This window comes from Psychrobacter sp. PP-21, assembly GCF_033790785.1.
In the GTDB taxonomy this organism is placed as follows: Bacteria; Pseudomonadota; Gammaproteobacteria; order Pseudomonadales; family Moraxellaceae; genus Psychrobacter.
The window spans coordinates 195975-216112 of sequence record NZ_JAMYEB010000004.1 but is presented as its reverse complement, the minus strand read 5'-3'; the positions used below and the strand labels follow the sequence as shown (position 1 = coordinate 216112).

General features: G+C 45.0%; 17 protein-coding genes. 10 read left to right on the top strand and 7 right to left on the bottom strand.

All coding sequences use genetic code 11. From position 1 onward, the window contains the following. Window positions 1-464: 464 nt before the first annotated feature. The 7 genes from NJD71_RS06045 to NJD71_RS06015 all read left to right on the top strand — a co-directional run bounded on the left by NJD71_RS06045 (window position 465) and on the right by NJD71_RS06015 (window position 7277). A complete protein-coding gene (locus NJD71_RS06045; protein WP_319051047.1) occupies window positions 465-1448 on the top strand; it encodes an urease accessory protein UreD in 984 nt (327 codons plus the stop codon). A gap of 146 nt (window positions 1449-1594) precedes the next feature. Further along, window positions 1595-1897, top strand: coding sequence for an urease subunit gamma (gene ureA, locus NJD71_RS06040; RefSeq protein WP_057761815.1), 303 nt, complete (start codon window positions 1595-1597; stop codon window positions 1895-1897). A gap of 66 nt (window positions 1898-1963) precedes the next feature. Further along, window positions 1964-4147 (top strand): urease subunit alpha, encoded by a 2184-nt coding sequence (gene ureC, locus NJD71_RS06035; RefSeq protein WP_319051046.1) that lies wholly within the window; start codon window positions 1964-1966, stop codon window positions 4145-4147. Window positions 4148-4312: 165 nt separating this feature from the next. Continuing rightward, window positions 4313-4927, top strand: a complete 615-nt coding sequence (gene ureE, locus NJD71_RS06030; protein ID WP_319051045.1) for an urease accessory protein UreE — start codon at window positions 4313-4315, stop codon at window positions 4925-4927. Further along, window positions 4917-5711, top strand: a complete 795-nt coding sequence (locus NJD71_RS06025) for an urease accessory protein UreF (protein ID WP_319051044.1) — start codon at window positions 4917-4919, stop codon at window positions 5709-5711. Before ureE ends, NJD71_RS06025 begins: the two co-directional genes overlap by 11 nt. A 57-nt stretch (window positions 5712-5768) precedes the next feature. Beyond that, window positions 5769-6455: an urease accessory protein UreG gene (gene ureG / locus NJD71_RS06020; protein WP_319051043.1), complete on the top strand. Its 687-nt coding sequence runs from the start codon at window positions 5769-5771 to the stop codon at window positions 6453-6455. Window positions 6456-6524: 69 nt separating this feature from the next. After that, on the top strand, window positions 6525-7277 hold the full coding sequence (locus NJD71_RS06015) for a HupE/UreJ family protein (protein WP_319051042.1): 753 nt from the start codon (window positions 6525-6527) through the stop codon (window positions 7275-7277). A 153-nt stretch (window positions 7278-7430) separates the two neighbouring features. On the opposite strand, the gene tig is transcribed toward NJD71_RS06015, so the two are convergent. Together tig and rdgB are read right to left on the bottom strand one after the other, a co-directional pair. Then, window positions 7431-8774 (bottom strand): trigger factor, encoded by a 1344-nt coding sequence (gene tig / locus NJD71_RS06010; protein ID WP_319051041.1) that lies wholly within the window; start codon window positions 8772-8774, stop codon window positions 7431-7433. Between the two features lie 426 nt (window positions 8775-9200). Then, the gene (gene rdgB, locus NJD71_RS06005) at window positions 9201-9851 is read right to left on the bottom strand and encodes an RdgB/HAM1 family non-canonical purine NTP pyrophosphatase (RefSeq protein WP_319051040.1); all 651 of its coding nucleotides are present in this window, start codon (window positions 9849-9851) and stop codon (window positions 9201-9203) included. A gap of 549 nt (window positions 9852-10400) precedes the next feature. On the opposite strand from rdgB, the gene NJD71_RS06000 reads away from it, so the two are divergent. Further along, the gene (locus tag NJD71_RS06000; RefSeq protein ID WP_319051038.1) at window positions 10401-11030 is read left to right on the top strand and encodes a superoxide dismutase; all 630 of its coding nucleotides are present in this window, start codon (window positions 10401-10403) and stop codon (window positions 11028-11030) included. Between the two features lie 87 nt (window positions 11031-11117). Here NJD71_RS06000 and NJD71_RS05995 read toward each other — a convergent pair whose 3' ends face one another. The 5 genes from NJD71_RS05995 to NJD71_RS05975 form a co-directional block, all read right to left on the bottom strand. After that, a complete protein-coding gene (locus tag NJD71_RS05995) occupies window positions 11118-11858 on the bottom strand; it encodes an SDR family oxidoreductase (RefSeq protein WP_319051037.1) in 741 nt (246 codons plus the stop codon). 314 nt (window positions 11859-12172) lie between these two features. Then, on the bottom strand, window positions 12173-12367 hold the full coding sequence (locus NJD71_RS05990) for a hypothetical protein (protein WP_319051036.1): 195 nt from the start codon (window positions 12365-12367) through the stop codon (window positions 12173-12175). Continuing rightward, on the bottom strand, window positions 12360-13517 hold the full coding sequence (locus NJD71_RS05985) for a metal-dependent hydrolase (RefSeq protein ID WP_319051035.1): 1158 nt from the start codon (window positions 13515-13517) through the stop codon (window positions 12360-12362). The genes NJD71_RS05990 and NJD71_RS05985 overlap by 8 nt, the downstream gene beginning before the upstream one ends. Before the next feature lie 32 nt (window positions 13518-13549). Then, complete coding sequence (locus NJD71_RS05980) at window positions 13550-14368, bottom strand: DUF72 domain-containing protein (RefSeq protein WP_319051034.1); 819 nt, start codon at window positions 14366-14368, stop codon at window positions 13550-13552. Between the two features lie 71 nt (window positions 14369-14439). Then, entirely contained in the window at window positions 14440-15510 is a 1071-nt protein-coding gene (locus NJD71_RS05975) for a polyprenyl synthetase family protein (RefSeq protein ID WP_319051033.1), read from the bottom strand. Window positions 15511-16306: 796 nt separating this feature from the next. Between NJD71_RS05975 and fadB the strand changes: the two genes are divergently transcribed. Then, complete coding sequence (gene fadB / locus NJD71_RS05970; protein ID WP_319051032.1) at window positions 16307-18466, top strand: fatty acid oxidation complex subunit alpha FadB; 2160 nt, start codon at window positions 16307-16309, stop codon at window positions 18464-18466. A 214-nt stretch (window positions 18467-18680) separates the two neighbouring features. Further along, a complete protein-coding gene (gene fadA / locus NJD71_RS05965) occupies window positions 18681-19853 on the top strand; it encodes an acetyl-CoA C-acyltransferase FadA (RefSeq protein WP_319051031.1) in 1173 nt (390 codons plus the stop codon). Window positions 19854-20138 lie beyond the last annotated feature (285 nt).

Genomic DNA, 20138 nt, shown 5'->3' with positions numbered 1-20138 from the left:
TTATAGTTTTCCGTTCGACTTTGTAATTAAATATGCCTAGTGTGGCGTGAAGAATAAACAGGATATGCCCAAAGAATAGCAACCATGCATATGACATATCGGTCAATAGCTCTGTTGAAAAATGGTGCATATACTCATTAGAGCGCCATGGTTTGGTGCAAATATAGCTAACTGTCTATGTATAACGAGTCCCAAAATCAGGTAAGAAAATAGCCAAACTGATGTTACTGTTTTCTTAAACGAATACAGGAAACAAAAACCAATGCAAAATCACGGTGTTGGATAGATAGGCTGATTTTTACAGCACTAGGCCGATACAAGTTGGCACAATGCTTGTATAAATAGTAGTATTGATGGTTTTTTACATTATGTGACCTAGTTTTTATGTTGACAGCACTCTGGTTGCAACTGCTAAATAATGATGGTTGTGTAAGACGCTAGATCATATTTGATGAGTATATAAGATGAGTTGGGCTTCCTCCTTAGCATTGAGTTTTGACGCTGTTAAACGTACGACTACCCAAGGCGCATCTATTGATAAGACGCGGCTGTATCACCGAAAGCACACAGGCGCGCTTATGGTACAGCGTGCGCTTTATCCTGAACCGAGTGTACAACAAGGTATTTGTCATATATTGATGCTATATCCACCAGCAGGTATTGCAGGCGGTGATACCCTGACGATAGACTTACGTTTAGATCAGGGCAGCCATGCTGTTATCACTACCCCAGGCGCCGGTAAATGGTACGGCAAGGATAGTAAATTGCCAGCTAATACCGTGACAGACGAGATGGCTACCTATGCCAGTCAGGATGTACAGGCCGAACTTGCAGCAGATACTCGTTTGGAGTGGCTGCCACAAGAGAGCATTATTTATAATGAAGCCAATATGCATGCGACGAGTCGCTTTGATTTAGCTGACTCCTCTAGCTTGCTAACCTGGGAGATCAGCGTGTTTGGGCGACAAGCGTATGATGAACAGTTCCTACAAGGGCGTTATCATACTGGCTTACGCATTTACCGAGAAGGTAAAGTCGTCGTTGCTGAACGTGTAGATCAGTCTGCCCAAAGTCGTTGGTTCACCTCAAACTTGGGGCTAGCAAGCCATCATATTTATGGGTCGTTTTGGGCAGTGCCAAGTTTGAGCGATGTGCATGACAATCATGTACTGTCTGCCTCTCAGCCAACGCAATCAGACGAGACGGCACAAGCAGCTACCAAACAAGCATTAACGCGCTATCTAGACCACACCATAGCGACATTACGTCAAGTCATCGCTCAAGCTGAACTACCCGTCTATTGCACTCATAACAGTCAAGCGGTTAATATCCGTTATATTGGCTCAGATGTGCGCGACTGTTTTGAAGCGTTTTATCAGCTTAGAGAGATTTTGCGTGAGCATTGGTGGCAGCTTGAGCATTGTCGCCCGCGTATTTGGGACACCTAAGCTTGCATTTGCTATCACCAAAGTTTAAGAATACTGAAGCTAATTATTGAGGCTAAGTGTTGCCGCGTCTGTTTTGGGCAGTATGCAATGTTGTTTAATCTCTAGTCTGCTATAAATAATAATCACAAATATAACAAGGATCCGCCATGCATCTGACGCCAACAGAAAAAGACAAGCTCATGCTGTTTACGGCCGGTATGGTCGCTGAGCGCCGCAAAAATCGCGGTGTTAAGCTGAACTATCCAGAAGCCATCGCCTATATCAGTATGCTGCTGATGGAAGGGGCTCGAGACGGTAAGCGAGTTGCTGAATTGATGAGTGAAGGGGCAACCTATCTATCTGCGGATGATGTCATGGAAGGGGTGGCAGAGATGGTCGATGAGGTGCAAATCGAGGCGACATTCCCTGATGGTACCAAGCTGGTTACGGTGCATAACCCCATCGTATAGTAGCGTTCATCAACCACTTATATCACTGTATCACTGAAATGATAACTATAAAATAAGGCGGCTCCCATGCAAGCAGGCGAATACAATATAAAAGATGGCGATATTATCTTAAACCAGGGGCGACAGGTTCAGACGATCAGTGTCAGTAACACTGGTGATAGACCGATTCAAATTGGCTCGCATTATCATTTCTACGAGGTCAATGATGCGCTGAGTTTTGACAGAGAGTCGACCCGTGGATATCGCCTGAATATTATCTCTGGGACAGCAGTTCGTTTTGAGCCAGGACAATCGCGAGAAGTAGAATTGGTGGCCTACGCAGGCAAACAGGAAGTCTACGGTTTTGCGGGTCGCGTCATGGGTAATGCACAGCCAAATGAAGAATCAGATACGTCTCATGACAGAGCACCAGTAACCACTTCGCAAAAGCGAGTAAGCCGGCAGATTTATGCTGAGCATTTTGGTCCGACCACTGGTGATAAAGTACGCCTTGCTGACACGGAGCTTTGGTTACAGGTTGAGGCGGACTTGACCAGTCACACAGATATGGATCAAACGCAGACGTCGCAAAGCGATGAGGGTATTAGCAAAACCACAGAGATCAAGGGTGAGGAAGTCAAGTTTGGCGGTGGTAAAGTCATCCGTGATGGTATGGGGCAAGGGCAGTTGTTAGGGGCAGAAGTTGCTGATACAGTGATTACCAACGCATTGGTTGTAGACTATACAGGTATCTACAAAGCGGATATTGGTATCAAAGATGGTCGTATCAGTGCTATTGGTAAAGCGGGCAATCCTGACATTCAGCCTGCCATCGATATCTCTATTGGCGGCGCGACTGAGATCATCGCTGGTGAAGGAAAGATTCTCACTGCAGGGGGCGTTGATAGTCATATTCATTTCATCGCGCCCCAGCAGTGTGAGACGGCGCTGATGTCGGGAGTGACCACGATGCTAGGCGGTGGTACAGGCCCTGCCCAAGGAACACTCGCTACCACCTGTACGCCAGGAGCATATCATATTGCCTCAATGCTAAAGTCTACTGATAGTATCCCTATGAATATTGGGCTATTGGGTAAAGGTAATGTAAGTGTACCCAAACCGATTGCTGAGCAAATCGAAGCAGGGGCGGTCGGACTGAAACTCCATGAGGATTGGGGTACGACGCCGCAAGCCATCGATAACTGTTTGAGCGTCGCTGACGACTATGACGTGCAGGTCGCCATCCATACCGATACGCTAAACGAAAGTGGCTATCTTGAGAGCACGCTAGGCGCGTTTAAAAACCGCTGTATTCATACCTTTCATACCGAAGGCGCGGGTGGTGGTCATGCACCCGATATTCTAAAGGCGATTGGTGAGTCGCATGTGCTGCCATCCTCAACCAACCCAACGCGTCCATATACCGTCAACACCATTGATGAGCATCTCGATATGCTGATGGTTTGTCATCATTTAAGTCCTGCTATCGCAGAAGACGTGGCCTTTGCCGAAAGCCGTATTCGTCAAGAAACCATCGCGGCTGAAGATATCTTGCACGATTTGGGTGCGATTTCGATGATGAGTAGTGACTCGCAAGCGATGGGACGGGTGGGCGAAGTGGTCATTCGTACGTGGCAAACTGCGCACAAAATGAAAGTTCAGCGCGGGCATCTTGCTCCAGATGCGACAGCAGATACAGAACATCAAAATCAATCCATTACTCTGACAGACTATGACCAAAGTACAGATAACGATAACTTTCGTATCAAACGCTATATCGCAAAATATACGATTAATCCTGCAATTACTCATGGTATCAGCGATATGGTTGGCTCCATCGAAGTGGGTAAGTGGGCAGATATGGTGCTGTGGTCGCCTAAGTTTTTTGGGGTAAAACCTGAGTGCATCATCAAAGGTGGACTTATCGCTGCGGTGCCGATGGGTGATATTAATGCCTCTATTCCTACGCCTCAGCCCGTACATTATCGTCCTATGTTTGCGTCGTATCCAAAGTCGGTTGCCCAAACCAGTATTACCTTTATGTCGCAAGCCGCTATCGACAAACAAGTAGATAAGCAACTCGGGTTAACCAAAGTTATTCAGCCTGTACACGGTATTCGTGAGATTCGCAAAAGCGACATGCGCTTCAACAGCTACTGCCCAGATATGGACATCAATCCTGAGACCTATGAGGTGCGCGCTGATGGTAAGACACTTACTTGTGAGCCAGCTGAGGTACTACCCATGGCACAGCGTTACTTTTTATTTTAGTCCTTATGACGCACGTTTTTAGGATCTTCAAAAGAGCGAACCATAGACCATGTATGCCAATGGTTAGGGGGTGTTTTGAGTGTGATCTTGCCTTCATTGCCACCACTTTTACCATTCAAGTTATAGACCGATAGTTTGAGCAACAGTAAACAGAGCCTTATATTTATGAAAATATTTAATACCCGTTTAAGCGCACCTAACGACACACAACAAGCGCAACTAACAGCACAGTATCAAGCGGATGATTACCTGCTACTGGACTTTGACACGCGCCAGCATACACGCTTTAGAGCAGTTACTGCAGCAGGCACAGCTGTTGGTATTGATTTGCCTCGTACAGGGGTCTTAAAAGGAAATGATGTGCTTAGTAATGCAGCAGGAGACTTGATACAAATCATCGCCAAACCGCAAGCAGTGACTAAAGTGACGGCCAACGATGATTTTTTACTCATGAAAGGCGCTTATCATTTGGGCAATCGTCATGTGCCGTTGATGTTTGAGCACAGTTTTGATCAGGATGATGCAGGCTATGCGCTGTATTTTGAAAACGATCATGTGCTGGCTCAAATGCTCGAAAACTTAGGGTTATATACTGAGTCCACGTCCGTACCGTTCGAGCCTGAGACAGGGGCCTATCAGACAGGACAAGGGCATGCACATAGCCATTCTCACGCGCACTCTCATTCACATGCAAGCAGCCACTCTCATTCGAGTAGCGACTCACACAGTCATTCCCATAACCATGATGAGGCATCTGTAGGTCATTCACATGATGGTTAATACCAGCACGCAATCTACTCAATCCGTCCAACTGGGGCAGCTATTGATGCTGGCATCAAGTAATTTGCCAATCGGGAGCTATACCTATTCGCAAGGTGTAGAGTCAGCGATTGAGTCAGGGGTTATCTCTGACGAAGCCAGTACACTTGCATTTATGCAGGACTATTTAGAGCTTGCAGTGATTGGCTACGAGCTACCACTATTAGGGCTAATAATGTGTGCGCTCGGTGGAGGACATGAGGCGCTGGCAAACGAGGTAGCACATGACTACCATGCCAGCTTAGAGAGTAAAGAGTTTGTGCTTGAGTCCCAGCAGTTGGCACAGGCGATGGTATCTTGGCTTAATGAAGTTTTAAATCTGGGCGTACCTACAGAGCTACCTGAAGATGGCTTTTTGCCACTTTTCGCTCATATTGCTCAGCATTGGCAACTACCACTAGCGCAGTCAATGACTACCTATGGATTTGCGCAATTAGAGAATATGGTGCTCGCTGCTGTAAAGACCGTACCGCTAGGACAGATGGCAGGTCAGCGTATCTTATGGCAATTACAAAACGATCTCGGCTCTCAAATTAATGCGTTGAGCGGTGACGTAAAACAAGCCTTTGATGATGTAATCACGTCAGCAAACGCTACCCATGCTTTGGATATGAATGAAGATCAGGTTTGTCAAAAACTGTGTCAAGACCTCTATGAGAGCCTCAACATCTCTAACAACTTGCCCAATCTAGCTATCCTCTCGAGTATGCACGAGGAGCAATACAGCCGGTTATTCCGCTCATAATTTTACATTCGTTTCTATTTACAATTATTCCTATATGAATCCTCTAAGGAGCTTACGATGTCTCTAACCCCAATAAAACCAAAAAATACTCAAACCATACCTGACTCAGCTATTGATAGTGAGAGCTCACATCAGCCTGCTTTATCGTGTTTACGCCTTGGTATTGGCGGGCCAGTCGGCAGTGGTAAAACTGCTTTGACCTTGAGACTATGTCAAAACCTGCGTGATACGATCAATATGGCAGTTGTCACTAACGATATTTACACCAAAGAAGATTCACAGTTTTTGACCCGTAATAACGCCATGCCAGCTGAGCGTATCCGCGGCGTTGAGACAGGCGGCTGCCCGCACACGGCCATTCGCGAAGATGCGTCTATCAATCTGACCACCATTGCTGAGCTGCAAGCGACCTTTGACGGCTTGGAGATGATCATCATCGAGTCAGGTGGGGATAACTTGGCCGCGACTTTCAGCCCAGAACTGTCTGATTTGACCTTATATGTCATTGATGTCTCTGCAGGCGACAAGATACCGCGTAAAGGTGGCCCCGGTATTACCAAGTCTGATCTACTGATTATCAATAAGACCGATCTTGCGCCTATGGTTGGAGCGTCGCTTGAGGTAATGGAGCGCGATGCCAAAAAAATGCGTGGCGACAAACCTTTTGTCTTTAGCAATATGAAAACAGGTGACGGTTTAGATGAGATTATCGCCTTTATCAAAGAGCACGGCATGCTTGCGTAGCTTAGGTATATCCTTAGTCCGAATCCTTCACCATCGAAAATACAATATAAATAAAAAGGAACAAACCACATGACACGATATACAAAAGAGCTTGATGTCAAAAATGCTAAATTTTCACAGAGGTTGTCTACTCGTAGTCTCGTAGTTGGTTCATCGACACTGGCAATGTTGTCTGTGGTGCCGTCGCTGGCACAAGCACACTCAGGGCATATTCATTCGACTACTGCGCAAGCGCCATCGTTCTTAGGAACGTTGCAAGCAGGACTGATGCATCCAGTGACTGGCCTTGATCATCTATTTTTGGCAGTAGGCATGGGCATGTTGTTTTATGGACTACAAAAGCAACGCCTAGGTATGATGTCATTGACGGCAGGATTGTCGTTGGGTGCAATATTGGGCACGATTGGTGTCTTGGTCGGTGGTATTGGGTTTGCGGCATCATCTGGGCTGATCGAAGTCGCCATATCATTATCGGTAGTCGTATTGGCAATGGTTTTGATGAGTCAAAAAAGCAGACAAGAAGCATTCTCTGCGCAGACCCATACAGCCCGTATGCCAAGCATTCAGCAGTTGTCACTGTTTGGCTTTGGTGGTCTAGCAGTCTTTCACGGGTTGGCACATGCACTTGAAGTGCCAGCGAATGTTGGTGTGAGCGGTCAGCTGGGTTTTTATGCAGGGATGATGGTCACGATGCTAGCGCTATATGCAGTTGGTACGCTAGTTAGTCAACAGTTGCAGCAACGATTTAGCGATAGCTTATGGTTACAGCGCGGGGTAGTACTGCTAGGGTTGAGCGCCGTATTTGCGCCTGTTTTGGTATAAGGCGTGCTTTATAGTACAAGTACGATGTTTGTTGCTGAACTTACTTAGCTAGCGAACGCCATAAAAAATGCGCCCCCGATCAAAAGGTCGGGGGCGCATTTTAGTTTTGATAACCGACTACAGCATATCTAAAAAGACAGCTTGTCGTATCAATTACATTGCTTGCTGCTGTTGTTGCTGAGCGGCTAGCAAGTCTTGGTAGCTAACTTCTTTGTCAGTGACTTTACCTTGTTCGATCAAGTAATCTACTACTTGGTCTTCTAGTACTACAGACTCAATGTTAGCACGCTGCTGCTTGTCATTGGTGTAGTACTCGATAACTTCTGCTGGATCTTCGTAGTTTTCAGCGGCTTCTTTGATGAAGGTTTCAACACGCTCTTGATCTACTTCTAGACCTTTGGTATCGATAACACGGGCAACGATGATACCAAGACGGGCAGCACGTAGCGCTTGCTCTTCAAATAGCTCATTTGGTAGCATGTCTTTATCGAAGCTATCAGCATTCGCACCGAACTGCTGAGAAAAACGTTGCATCATCATGTTGCGTTGACGCTCGATTTCTTGCTCTAGCATCGCATTTGGTACGTCAAATTCGTTCTTTTCTAACAATGCGTCAAAAGTCGCTTGCTTAACTTGGCTACGCGCCGCGTTTTTGATTTCGCGTTCCATGTTTTTGCGTACGTCTTCTTTCAACTTCTCAACGCCGCCCTCGGTCACGCCAAATAGCTCTAGGAACTCTTCGTTAATTTCAGGTAGCTTAGATTTTTCAACCAATTTTACGTTGATTTTGAACTGAGCTTCTTTACCAGCTAGGTTCTCAGCTTGGTAGTCTTCTGGGAAAGTCACGTCGATAGTTTTTTCTTCGCCAGCTTTCATGCCTTTAATACCAGCTTCAAAACCTGGGATCATCTGGTTGCTACCGATAACCAATTTGAAGTCCTCGCTAGAGCCGCCTTCGAATTTTTCGCCGTCGATAGAGCCTTCAAAGTCAAAAGTCACTTGGTTGTCTTTTGCCGCCATGCCCTTTTTCTCAACGAATTCTTCACGTTGCTTTTGTAGGTTTTCGATCATGGTGTCGACGTCTTCTTCACTCACTTGTGCCGTGTGACGCTCAACTTCGATCTCATCGATACCTTGTACGTCTACTTCTGGGAAGATTTCAACAGTCGCTTGATATACCAAGAAATCATCTTCAAGTTTTACGTCGTCGATGTTAGGCATGCCAACAGCGCGAATGTCTTCAGATTTGATCGCTTCAAAAACCGTATCACGGATCACATCGTTGATCACTTCTTGCTGGATACCAGCACCGTACTGTGAGCGGATGTGTGACATTGGGACGTTACCTTTACGGAAACCGTCAATCTTGGCAGTTTTCGCAACTTGGCGAATACGGCCTTCGACTTTGTTTTGAATTTTTTCAACGGGCACTTTAACCGTGAGCTGAGTTTCTTTATTTGATAGCTTATTGGTTGTGACTTGTAAATCTGTAGCCATGTTCATTACACCTTTAGGATTAAGTAGTACGTTTGATTAATGAAATAGTACTTAGGGTTAAATGGTAATAGACAAACCGTGCCTCAAATTACGGGCGTGTACGACCGGTTGCCGTTGGAATAAAAATAGGGGATAGTGATAAGCCCGCAACCTCAAAATCAGCACCAGTAGCCATCGCCGCTGATACTGATTAAGATAACGCTGTCCAAGTTGCAGACACTACCAAATATCAATCATAAACCGTTAATGCAGCGCATAATAACGCTTTTTGGTGAATTATACAGCCAAATAACGGCTTTCAACAAAATTTTAAAAGTAGAACAGTATAATCTATCTGTTTATTAAAGTAAAAATTATCTCTTTAACGCCATGTTTTCTTATGTTGCTGTTTTTATTAAGTACGCTTATCCAGTCAGTTGGGCAAGTTTAGGCCAACTGTTTTAGTAACTGCTTGATCGCCTGACCACGATGGCTGATGCTATTTTTATCAGCTGCGCTCAGGCTAGCTGCACTGGCTTGCAAGTCAGGTAACCAAAACAATGGATCATAGCCAAAACCGCCATCACCATGCGCTGCCTCTGAAATCTCACCATGCCATAATCCTTGGGCGACAATCGGTAAGGAGTCATCGGCATGACGCACCATGGCCAGTACGCAAACGAACATACCTTTGATCGGAGTATTTGGATTTGCTGTGCGGATAGGCTGCAAGTCAGCGATGAGTTTGGCGTTGTTTTTACTATCGTTACCGTGTTCGCCCGCGTAGCGAGCGGAGTAGATACCTGGCGCGTTGCCCAATACAGGTACACACAGTCCTGAATCATCAGCAATAGCAGGCAGCCCACTGATACGGCTGGCGTGACGGGCTTTGATAATGGCGTTTTCTACAAAGCTCAAGCCATCCTCAACAGCATCCTCGATATCGAGTTGACCTTGCGGAACAATCGTTACGTTTAAATTTGCTTCTGCAAATAGTCGTTTGAATTCAGCTAATTTGCCTTTATTATTACTGGCGAGTACCCATTGGTCATCGGAGGTCGACTCAGTAGAAAGTAAAAAGGGGTCAGTAGAGCTCATATAGACATTCCGTTAGGTGAGTAGCGATGATTTGATCGACCTTGATAGCTATGTTGTGACTGTATTACGCTTAATAGCGTATGGCTATACGATGGTGGTGATTATTATTAAATGAATAACCAATTGCTATGCAAATTATGCGGGCTATAACATTTGGTAACTGATATTATTGGCTACTGTTGCTATAATGGTTTCTAAGCTACAGTGAATAAAATCTTATAGCTTGTGAACATTAAGTTAATAAAAGTCTATAGGGTTAGATACTTAGCCTTTAGACAAAGAATAATAGCAATAAGTAATAGCTAGATTAATTTTGGACTCATAATAATACGTGATACTGTGTTAAGCAATAACGTGTATTAAACGATCAAACTTATTTCAAACAATAAACTCAGCCAATTTAGCTCGATATTGTTTATGTCTTTAGTACGCATCTTCTTAGGGTAGTTCTGTTTTTAGGCTTGCCTATCGACAGAAATACTAACTTTGATGATATATTTCCGAGATATAAACAGTATGAGTGGCCAAATAAGCAAGGATAAAATAATTATGTCAAACATTACATTGCCAGACCTACCATATGCAAAAGACGCACTAGAGCCACATATCAGTGCCGAGACGCTAGAATACCATCATGATAAGCATCATGCTGCTTACGTAAATAAGCTAAAAGACTTGCTACCAGGTTCTGGTCTAGAAGACAAAACATTGCCAGAAATTATCAAGGCAGCTTCTGAAAGCGAAAGCACTCAAAACCTATTCAACCAAGCAGCTCAAGTATGGAACCACACGTTCTATTGGAACTGCATGACGCCAACGAACGGCGGCGGCGAACCTACTGGCGATCTAAAAGCAAAAATCGAAGAAGACTTCGGTAGCTATGACAAGTTCCGTGAAGAGTTCAAAAACGCAGCATTGACTCAGTTTGGTTCAGGTTGGGCATGGTTAGTGGCTGATAAAGTTGGTGGTAAATTGTCAATCGCCAAAACTGCTAACGCTGACACCCCACTTGCACATGACCAAGTCGCTGTACTGACTTGTGATGTATGGGAACACGCGTATTATGTAGATTACCGTAACCGTCGTCCTGACTATGTTGATACGTTCTTAGACAAGCTAGTGAACTGGGACTACGCAAATGCAAAATATAAAGGTCAAGATGCTGGCGTTGAAGCGTAATCTTCAGTAGCTAAGTATTTGATTGATAGAAAAGGATACCGAAAGGTGTCCTTTTTTTGTTTGATCACTTTCAGTCGAAAAATGCTATTATGCTATACCGCCGTTTGCACCGATATTTTGTCCTGTCATCCAAGCCGCTTCTTCGCTCACTAAAAATGACACTACGCGGGCGATATCGATTGGTTCACCGATACGATTAAATGGTGACATACCAGCGAGATTTTCGATAGTCTCGTCAGCTTTACCTTGATTGAATAACTCAGTGTCAGTAGGGCCAGGAGAGACTGCATTGACAGTAATGTTGCGCTCGCCAACTTCTTTAGAAAAGATTCTAGTTAGCTGCTCTACCGCACCTTTGGTTGCACAGTATGTGCCATAGGCAGGCAGCATCATGCGAGTGGTCGTGCTTGAAAGGTTAACGATACGACCGCCATTATTGAGTTTAGTCGCCGCCTCACGTAGCGTGTTAAACGTGCCTTTTACATTGATAGAAAATATACGATCAAAATCTTCATCAGTGGTTTCTGCAATGGGTTTATTAATCATTATACCTGCGCTATTGACCAAAATATCTGGTTTGCCAAATTCACTGATGGTGGTGTCGAACAGCGTAGCCACTTGCTTGGTATTACTGACATCTGCTTGCACAGCGATAGCTTCACCGCCTGCTGATTTAATCTGGATCACGATATCATTGGCTGCTGCGTCATCGTTTGCATAATTAATGACGGTTTTAGCTCCTGCCTCTGCAAGCAATATAGCTATCTGTGCGCCGATACCTTTTGATGAACCAGTTACAATCGCGACTTTATTTTTTAGGGTTGTCATTATTATTCTCTCTATTATTGTAGGTGAATATCAGTACGCTTATGTTGCATCTTGACTAATGTCTCTTGATTAGTAGGATATAAGTTACCAGTGTGCAAAACCGATAAGTAGAGCGATTCTGTAGGCTTGTTTTTAGATAAATGTATGAGCTGAGTTTCTATAGGTTTGAAAGATAAAAATTTTGAGTTGCTAAGGGTTTGGATGAAAAAAAGGACACGGTGAGGTGTCCTTTTTTTGGTTTATAGGTTATGGCTGCTGTCAGATTTTTACGGGTTTATTAGTCTCAATTTCTAGATTAGAAAGATAAGAAGGTATTACACAGTAGGCGTTAACAGGTAAAAACCAGAGTAATAATTAGACATTAAGTGAACTTCACCTTTTCGAGCATATGAGAAAGGTAATACTTCTCCATATTTAGTAGTTAAAATACCTGTGACATTTATAATAAAATCTTTTTTAGGAGCTCCTTTTAGACTTATAGTTTGAGTAGCGAGGATATCTTCATTCAACTACCTTCCATCCGGTACCTCTATCCACAACCGACTCATCAAACACTCTCACAAATCCTTGTTTGACCAATTCAATACGCGACACTTCAGGTTCGCCATCCGTTTTGATAACAGGTGCTTCTATAGGCGTAATCGATTGCCATGGTGCCCCTTGTCCTATTTTATTAGCCAATACAAAACTAAAGAACGCCGTGTCACCTGCCATCATACGTAGGTCATCAACGACCAGCTGTTCGGCTGCATCGCTAGTGGTAGAAGTGGCGGGTAGCATTTGGACGCGATATCCTGTCCAATCACCAGAGAACCAATCCAGCCTGTGTGCATAGGGTCGGCTTTGCGCTGGCATGTTTACGCGTAGTGTCTGTGAGTTGTCATACTGCGTCAGGTAGCGATACTCAGGTAAGCGACTGTCTAAAACGCTACCTCGTACTTCAATCAATCTATCTTGATCGTCTTCAGCAACTGTACGCCACATAAGCACTGTCGGCAGGGCAGGCATGGTTTTGAGGCGCGTGGTATGGATATTAGCCGCTGCCAAAGTTTGCTTAGCTTGAGACTGTGCATGGTATTTTAATCCTAAGCTAAGCAGTAAGTAACTACTACTGAGCAGTAGCATCCATAAGGCAAAACGTTGACAATTGACCAGCAGTCCAGCTTTGAATGCTATAAGTCTGCTACCCTTAATAAGTCCCAGAAGTAGTGCTACAAGTAATGGCAAAGTATAGAGTGGATCGATGATGAACATTGACGCAATACTAAAAGGTGTCAGCGATAAAGACTCTTGTAGTGGCCACAGTAATTGTGTGCCATAGACGGTAAAGCTGTCTAAAATCGGATGGGTCGTCAGTGCCAACGTCATGGCTAGCGTTAAGCGAGCTTTAGAGTAAGGCAATGGCATGTTGCGCCATTGATGATAGCGACTGATTAGCCAAGCGCCTATGATACCCACTGCAGTCAGGACAATCAGTGAGTGGCTAAAGCCGCGATGGTAAGTCATGTCACTGATGGGGTCAGGATAATGAACCAGCACATCCAAATCAGGTAATGTACCTAGCATTGCCCCGTACAGATAGGCTTTGCGACCTTGATACTTGCCAAGTAACGTGCCTTGTACGCTTGCGCCCAAGACGATTTGACTGAGTGAATCCATAGCGCTCTTATTAATGTAAGGGTTTAGATTAATTATAATACGTCAAAGTTATGTACTGCCAACGCTTCACGTAGCATCGCAATATTATAATAAGCATGCGCATTGACCGTGTTTTGAAAAAATATATAGAGCGTATCAAAGTGCTGACGCTGATTGGCAATCGCTTGTGCCCAGCCCTGCATCTCAGCTTCGCTATAACGATAATCATGACGGTCAGCTGCGCTCATCGCATCCCACCAGCCCGTGTTATTGCCATGCATACGCAGATAGCCAGTGCGCTCAGTGAATATCAATCGTGATGGTGGCAACCCACCGACTTTTGGATAGTCGACGCTGCACCAGATCAGCCCTTGCTGCTGGAAACTATCGACCACTTGTGGCGTGTGCCAGCCGTTATGGCGGAACTCGATAGCAAGTGGATAATCTTTAAACCAACTGACAAGCTCTGCCAGATAGAGGCGATGCGTGCGGGTACGATCAAAACCGTGTGGGAACTGGAGTAATAACGGTGCTAACGCATCCGCTTCGATAAGCGGAGATAAGGCGTTTAGAAATGCTTGTGCGTGTTCGGCAGTGCCTTTACGTGCATGAGTAAAGTCTTGATGCAATTTTACAGAAAATTTGAGCTGACTACCTGCTTGGGCGTAGGCTTTATCTACCATTCCAGCAAAGGCTTTTTGCCCGATGGGTGCATAGAATGTGCTGTTTACCTCTACCGCGCCGTACTGCTTGGCGTATTCACGTAGGAAATCCGTCTTTTTGGTGCCTTTTGGATATAGCGTACCGAGTAAGTCAGTATCGCTATAGCCACCAGTACCAAGATAGATACGCGGGGTAGGGGGACTGTCCATATTGACCACTCACTGCCGTTTAAGGTAATAAAATTTGCGAAGATCTTCTTGATCACTGATCATTTGATAAACTATTTCTTACGCGACCAGAGCCATTCAATCAACGCCAAGAGAGCATCATTGTTTTTGCCAATATTGTCTTTGTCGCTAAGCTCATGACTATGTAGTTCATGAGAAATGGCTGTGCGTCCGTCATTAAACAGCGATTGCGCGTAGCTGGTCGCATTATCGGCACCCATCAGTTTTACATAGGTAGACTTGTCCAGCTTTTCATCGCTCCCCGCTGGTTTGCCAAGTGTGTCTGTCGTCATGGTGACGTCCAACACATCATCTTGGACTTGAAAGGCAAGCCCGATGTGTTGTGCGCACTCTTGCAGTGCCATGCGCTGCGGGGCTGTTGCACCAGCACAAACGCCGCCCATAAGCATAGCTGCCTCGATCAACGCCCCTGTCTTGTCGCGGTGAATGGCTTCTAAATCGTCCTGCGCGATACTGGTACTGGCTTCGGCATTAAGATCTAGCATTTGACCCGACACCATGCGCCGTGCGCGCGGAGCAAAAATTGCCAATAGCTGGCTTGCAATGTCCGCATTGAATGGCGCAAAGGTTGGCAGCTCTGCAGTGAGTACTTCAAATGCTAGCGTCTGCAGCACATCTCCTGCCAGCAGAGCCGTCGCTTCATCAAAGGCGATATGAGCCGTTGGTTGGCCGCGGCGTAGCTCATCATCATCCATACAGGGCAGATCATCATGTACTAGCGAGTAGGTATGCAGTAGCTCCACAGCCAGTGCAGCACGGCGCGACATATCATAGTCTGAGTCGTTCTCGAGTAATGAGTCCAGATCAGCGTTGAGCATATCGACATCATTGCGCTCGTCTTCACGATTACTCTTACTGCTGTTGATACTGGCAAAAGCGCTGGCAACCATGAGTGGTCTTACCAGTTTGCCTTGTCCAGTCATCACATAACGGCAAGCATCGACCAGTGGACTAGGAAGCTTGGCATAAGCAAACAATACCTCGATGTCTTGCGCCAATTGTTCGCGCACAGCACCATGAAACTGCTCAGTGCTTTGAAAAGAAATAAAGTCAAAAGAGGTGATATCAGAAGAAGTAGTGCCAGAAGTAAGGGAAACAGTCATAATCCAACCATTTATTAGGAGTACAGTAGAGACTTATCAGAGATAAGGTAAAAACAGTATTAGTGTAGCATGATAGGTCATACGGCTTTTGTGAGACACCGTATCAATTGATTGTTTTTTGCATTTTTTATCGCGACTTTCACAGTGAGTGTATACCCTAAAGCAAACTGCGCTAAGCTGAAATACAGCGACAAGATTTTGTTACGTATGGATGGTGTCACTCACTGGTTGAATATGCTTTGATAAAGGTACAATCTAAGTAAGTCATATTTGTTGAGCACAGCAACGGTTTATCATCCTTGTGGTGGTAGACAGCATAGGCAAGCCAGATAAATTAATATCAAAATAGTCACTCAGTATACAGTCATTCACTAAAACACTTTGCGCATAAGGTAAATGCCTACGGGTGATTTAAGAGTGACTTGCGAGTATGGTATTAGCTTGTGACAGTTAGGGGCATAATCCCCTACACTAATTGACGTGAAAATGGTCCGATAGTGACCGTATTGAGTTTTGCTCAGTGTGGTCGATCATCTGTATTGGAGCATGTCTCAGTCAGTATTTTAATATCAGTGGTTGTAACATATAAATGAAGCGCCGTGTGGTGAGGTACAAGCGTCAACACAAGTATCCCATCATGAGCGCTGGATAATAAAGACATCTTCACTCGTGCGTAAGCTATGTGTTTATCTCTAAGACGTAGCATGCGTGGAGTGCTATTACCCATTTTACTAACAATAACTGGCTATTTATTTAATTCAAAACGTAGCTTTCGTTATATAGAAAGGAGTTTCAAATGGTATACCAAGGAAATCGCATCACGGTGACAATGCTAGAGGATGGCATCGCCAACATGCAGTACAACGCCGAAAATGAGAGCGTGAACAAGTTTGATGCTGAGACCAACAAGCAGTTTGGTGAAGCCGTTAGCGCGTTAGAAAAAGCTGACGACGTAAAAGGTCTTATTGTAACTTCAGCCAAAGGCGTGTTTATCGCTGGTGCTGATATCACAGAATTTGTCGGTTCTTTCAAAAAATCAGAAAGCGAGATCAAAGATTGGGTCGTTCATGTCAATGACGCTTTCAACCGTTTTGAAGACCTACCATTCCCGAAAGTTGCTGCCATCAATGGCGCTGCGATGGGCGGTGGTTGTGAGATGACATTGGTCTGTGAATACCGCGTCATGAGCGACAAAGCAATCATCGGTCTACCAGAAACTCAACTTGGTATTTTCCCAGGATTTGGTGGTACAGTTCGTAGTACACGTGTGATCGGTATCGACAATGCGCTTGAGCTTATCGCTACTGGTAGCCCGAAAAAACCACTTGCTGCTCTTAAACTTGGCTTAGTTGATGCAACCGTACCTGCTGATGACTTACAAGATGCTGCAATTGACCTAGTCAAAAAATGTATCTCAGGTGAGCTTGATTGGAAAGCAAAACGTGAAGAAAAACTGGTCCCAGTTAAGCTAAACCAGCTTGAGCAAGCCATGGCATTTAACAGTGCCAAAGGTGCTATTTTTGCTAAAGCCAATCCTAAGCAGTACCCAGCACCAGCGTTAGCAATCGAAGCGATTGAGAAGCACGTCAATCTACCGCGTGACAAGGCAATCGAAGTAGAAGCGGCTGGTTTTGCTAAAGCGGCTAAAACCCCACAAGCAGAGAGCTTGGTTGGTCTATTCTTAAATGACCAATTGGTTAAAAAGCTAGCGAAACAACACAGCAAACAAGCACATGAAATCAATGAAGCAGCCGTACTAGGCGCTGGCATCATGGGCGGCGGTATCGCGTATCAAGCAGCCAGCAAAGGCTTGCCAATCATCATGAAAGACATCAAGTCTGAGCAATTAGACCTTGGTATGGGCGAAGCCAGCAAACTGCTTGGCAAAATGGTTGAACGTAAGAAAATGACCCCAGCGAAAATGGGTGAAACGTTGAGCCGTATTCGTCCTACTTTGAACTATGGCGACTTTTCTGAGACTGATATCGTAATCGAAGCGGTCGTAGAAAATCCAAACGTAAAACGTGCGGTACTAAAAGAAGTAGAAGGCCTGGTAAAAGACGATTGCATCCTAGCGTCAAACACCTCGACGATCTCTATTACTTATCTAGCAGAAGCGCTTGAGCGTCCAGAAAACTTCGTGGGTATGCATTTCTTTAACCCAGTACATCGTATGCCACTGGTAGAAGTTATCCGCGGTGAGAAATCATCTGAAGAAGCCGTGGCGACTACCGTTGCACTAGCCTCTAAAATGGGTAAAGTCCCTGTTGTAGTCAATGACTGCCCAGGTTTCCTTGTGAACCGTGTCTTGTTCCCATACTTTGGCGCGTTTGACTTACTACTCAAGCAAGGTGCTGATTTTGCTCATGTCGATAAAGTCATGGAAAAATTCGGCTGGCCAATGGGTCCTGCATACCTAATCGACGTTGTCGGTCTAGACACAGGTGTACATGGCGCAGCAGTAATGGCGGACGGTTTCCCTGATCGTATGAAGCCTGACTACAAAGGTGCCATTCAGCATCTATATGAGAACGAGCGTCTAGGTCAGAAAAACGGCGTTGGTTTCTACAAGTATGAAACTGATAAGCGCGGTAAGCCAAAGAAAGTTGCTGACGAAGCTACTTACGAGTTACTCAAAACCACGACTGACAGCGACAAGCAAGAATTTGATGATCAAGCGATCATCGACCGTACTATGATTGCGTTCTGCAACGAAACGGTTCGCTGCCTAGAAGACAACATCGTAAGCACGCCTGCCGAGGCCGACATGGCAATGATCATGGGTGTCGGTTTCCCACCATTCCGCGGTGGTCCTTGCCGTTATGTTGACCAAATGGGTCTAGATAACTATTTGGCGCTGTGTGAAAAATATGCGTACCTTGGTAAAGCCTATGAAGCGCCGCAAAAGATTCGCGATATGGCAGCAGCTGGCGAGACTTTTTACTCAGTCAATTAATGAACATACCGTATTAGGATAAGTGTGGTACGTCTGGCAAAAGAGAGATAACAATGGATTTATTAATACTCTTTGATTGCAGACGTACTGTTTTAGCAGATTTATTTCAGTTCAGATCTAATAGATTGCTTTCTGTACTTTGTGCAAGACCAGCAAATCATAGCGCTGAAGTGAACTGCCTACACTGACAATAAAAATTGAAAAGGAAGATAGTATGACAACTTTAAGTCCAAAAGATGTGGTCATCGTAGATGGCGTACGCTCGGCAATGGGCAAAACCAAAAATGGTATGTTCCGCCATGTACGTGCTGATACTATTTCAGCTGAATTGGTACGTGCCTTAGTAGAACGTAATGACTTTGATACCAATGATATTGAAGATATTATCTGGGGCTGTGTGAACCAGACACTAGAGCAAGGTCTAAACATCGGTCGTAACATCGGTCTACTAGCTGGTATCCCAAAAACTGCTGGTGGCCAAACGGTCAACCGTCTGTGCGGCTCTTCTATGCAAGCGCTTCATACCGCTGCTGCGCAAATCATGACCAACCAAGGCGATGTATTCATCATCGGTGGCGTTGAGCACATGGGCCACGTCGGTATGATGCACGGTGTTGATTTGAACCCAGCTGCTTCTAAGCACTATGCAAAAGCCTCAAACATGATGGGCTTGACCGCTGAGATGTTAGGCCGCATGAATAACATTACGCGTGAAGAGCAAGACGCTTTTGGTCTTGAGTCACATCGCCGTGCATGGGCTGCGACCACTGAAGGTCGTTTTGACAATGAAATCATCGGCATCGAAGGTCATGATGCGGCTGGTCGCTTGCAATTATGTACTGTGGATGAAGTGATTCGTCCAGATGCGACAATGGAGCAAATGCGCAACCTACGCCCAGCGTTTGATCCAAAAGGCGGTACGGTTACAGCAGCAACCTCATCTGCCTTGTCTGATGGTGCATCAGCCATGCTAGTCATGAGTGCACAAAAAGCCAAAGATCTAGGTCTAAAGCCACGTGCCCGTATTCGTAGTATGGCCGTTGCTGGTTGTGATGCGGCCATCATGGGCTATGGCCCTGTACCTGCTACCAACAAAGCACTAAAACGTGCTGGCATGAGCATCGATGACATGCAAACCATCGAGCTAAACGAAGCATTTGCAGCTCAGGGTCTGTCTGTATTGAAAGGACTGAACCTAACTGATAAGCAAGACATCGTCAACATCAACGGTGGTGCAATCGCTCTAGGTCATCCACTAGGATGTTCAGGTGCTCGTATCACAGTAACCTTGCTAAACGCAATGGAGCAATCAGATACTGAAATCGGTCTAGCGACGATGTGTATCGGTCTTGGCCAAGGTATTGCTACTGTTATTGAGCGCGTTTAATCTTATCTATATAGACAAGATTATCTAAACACACTAAACCAGCTATTTGCTTGTAAATAAAACCCCCAGTCATGATGACTGGGGGTTTTTTATGGCATAAATAAACGAGCCACATGCTCAAAAACAAAACTTGCAGTACGTTTGCAAGTTATCTTCATTGACGCATCCAAAAAACTGTGACTAAATAAGAGTGAGCTGAGCTAAGATGTTATTGATGACAACTCTAATAATGATCATTCTAAAATAGCTTTTGATAATAAATGTCAGCCGTACAAGGAGTGTACT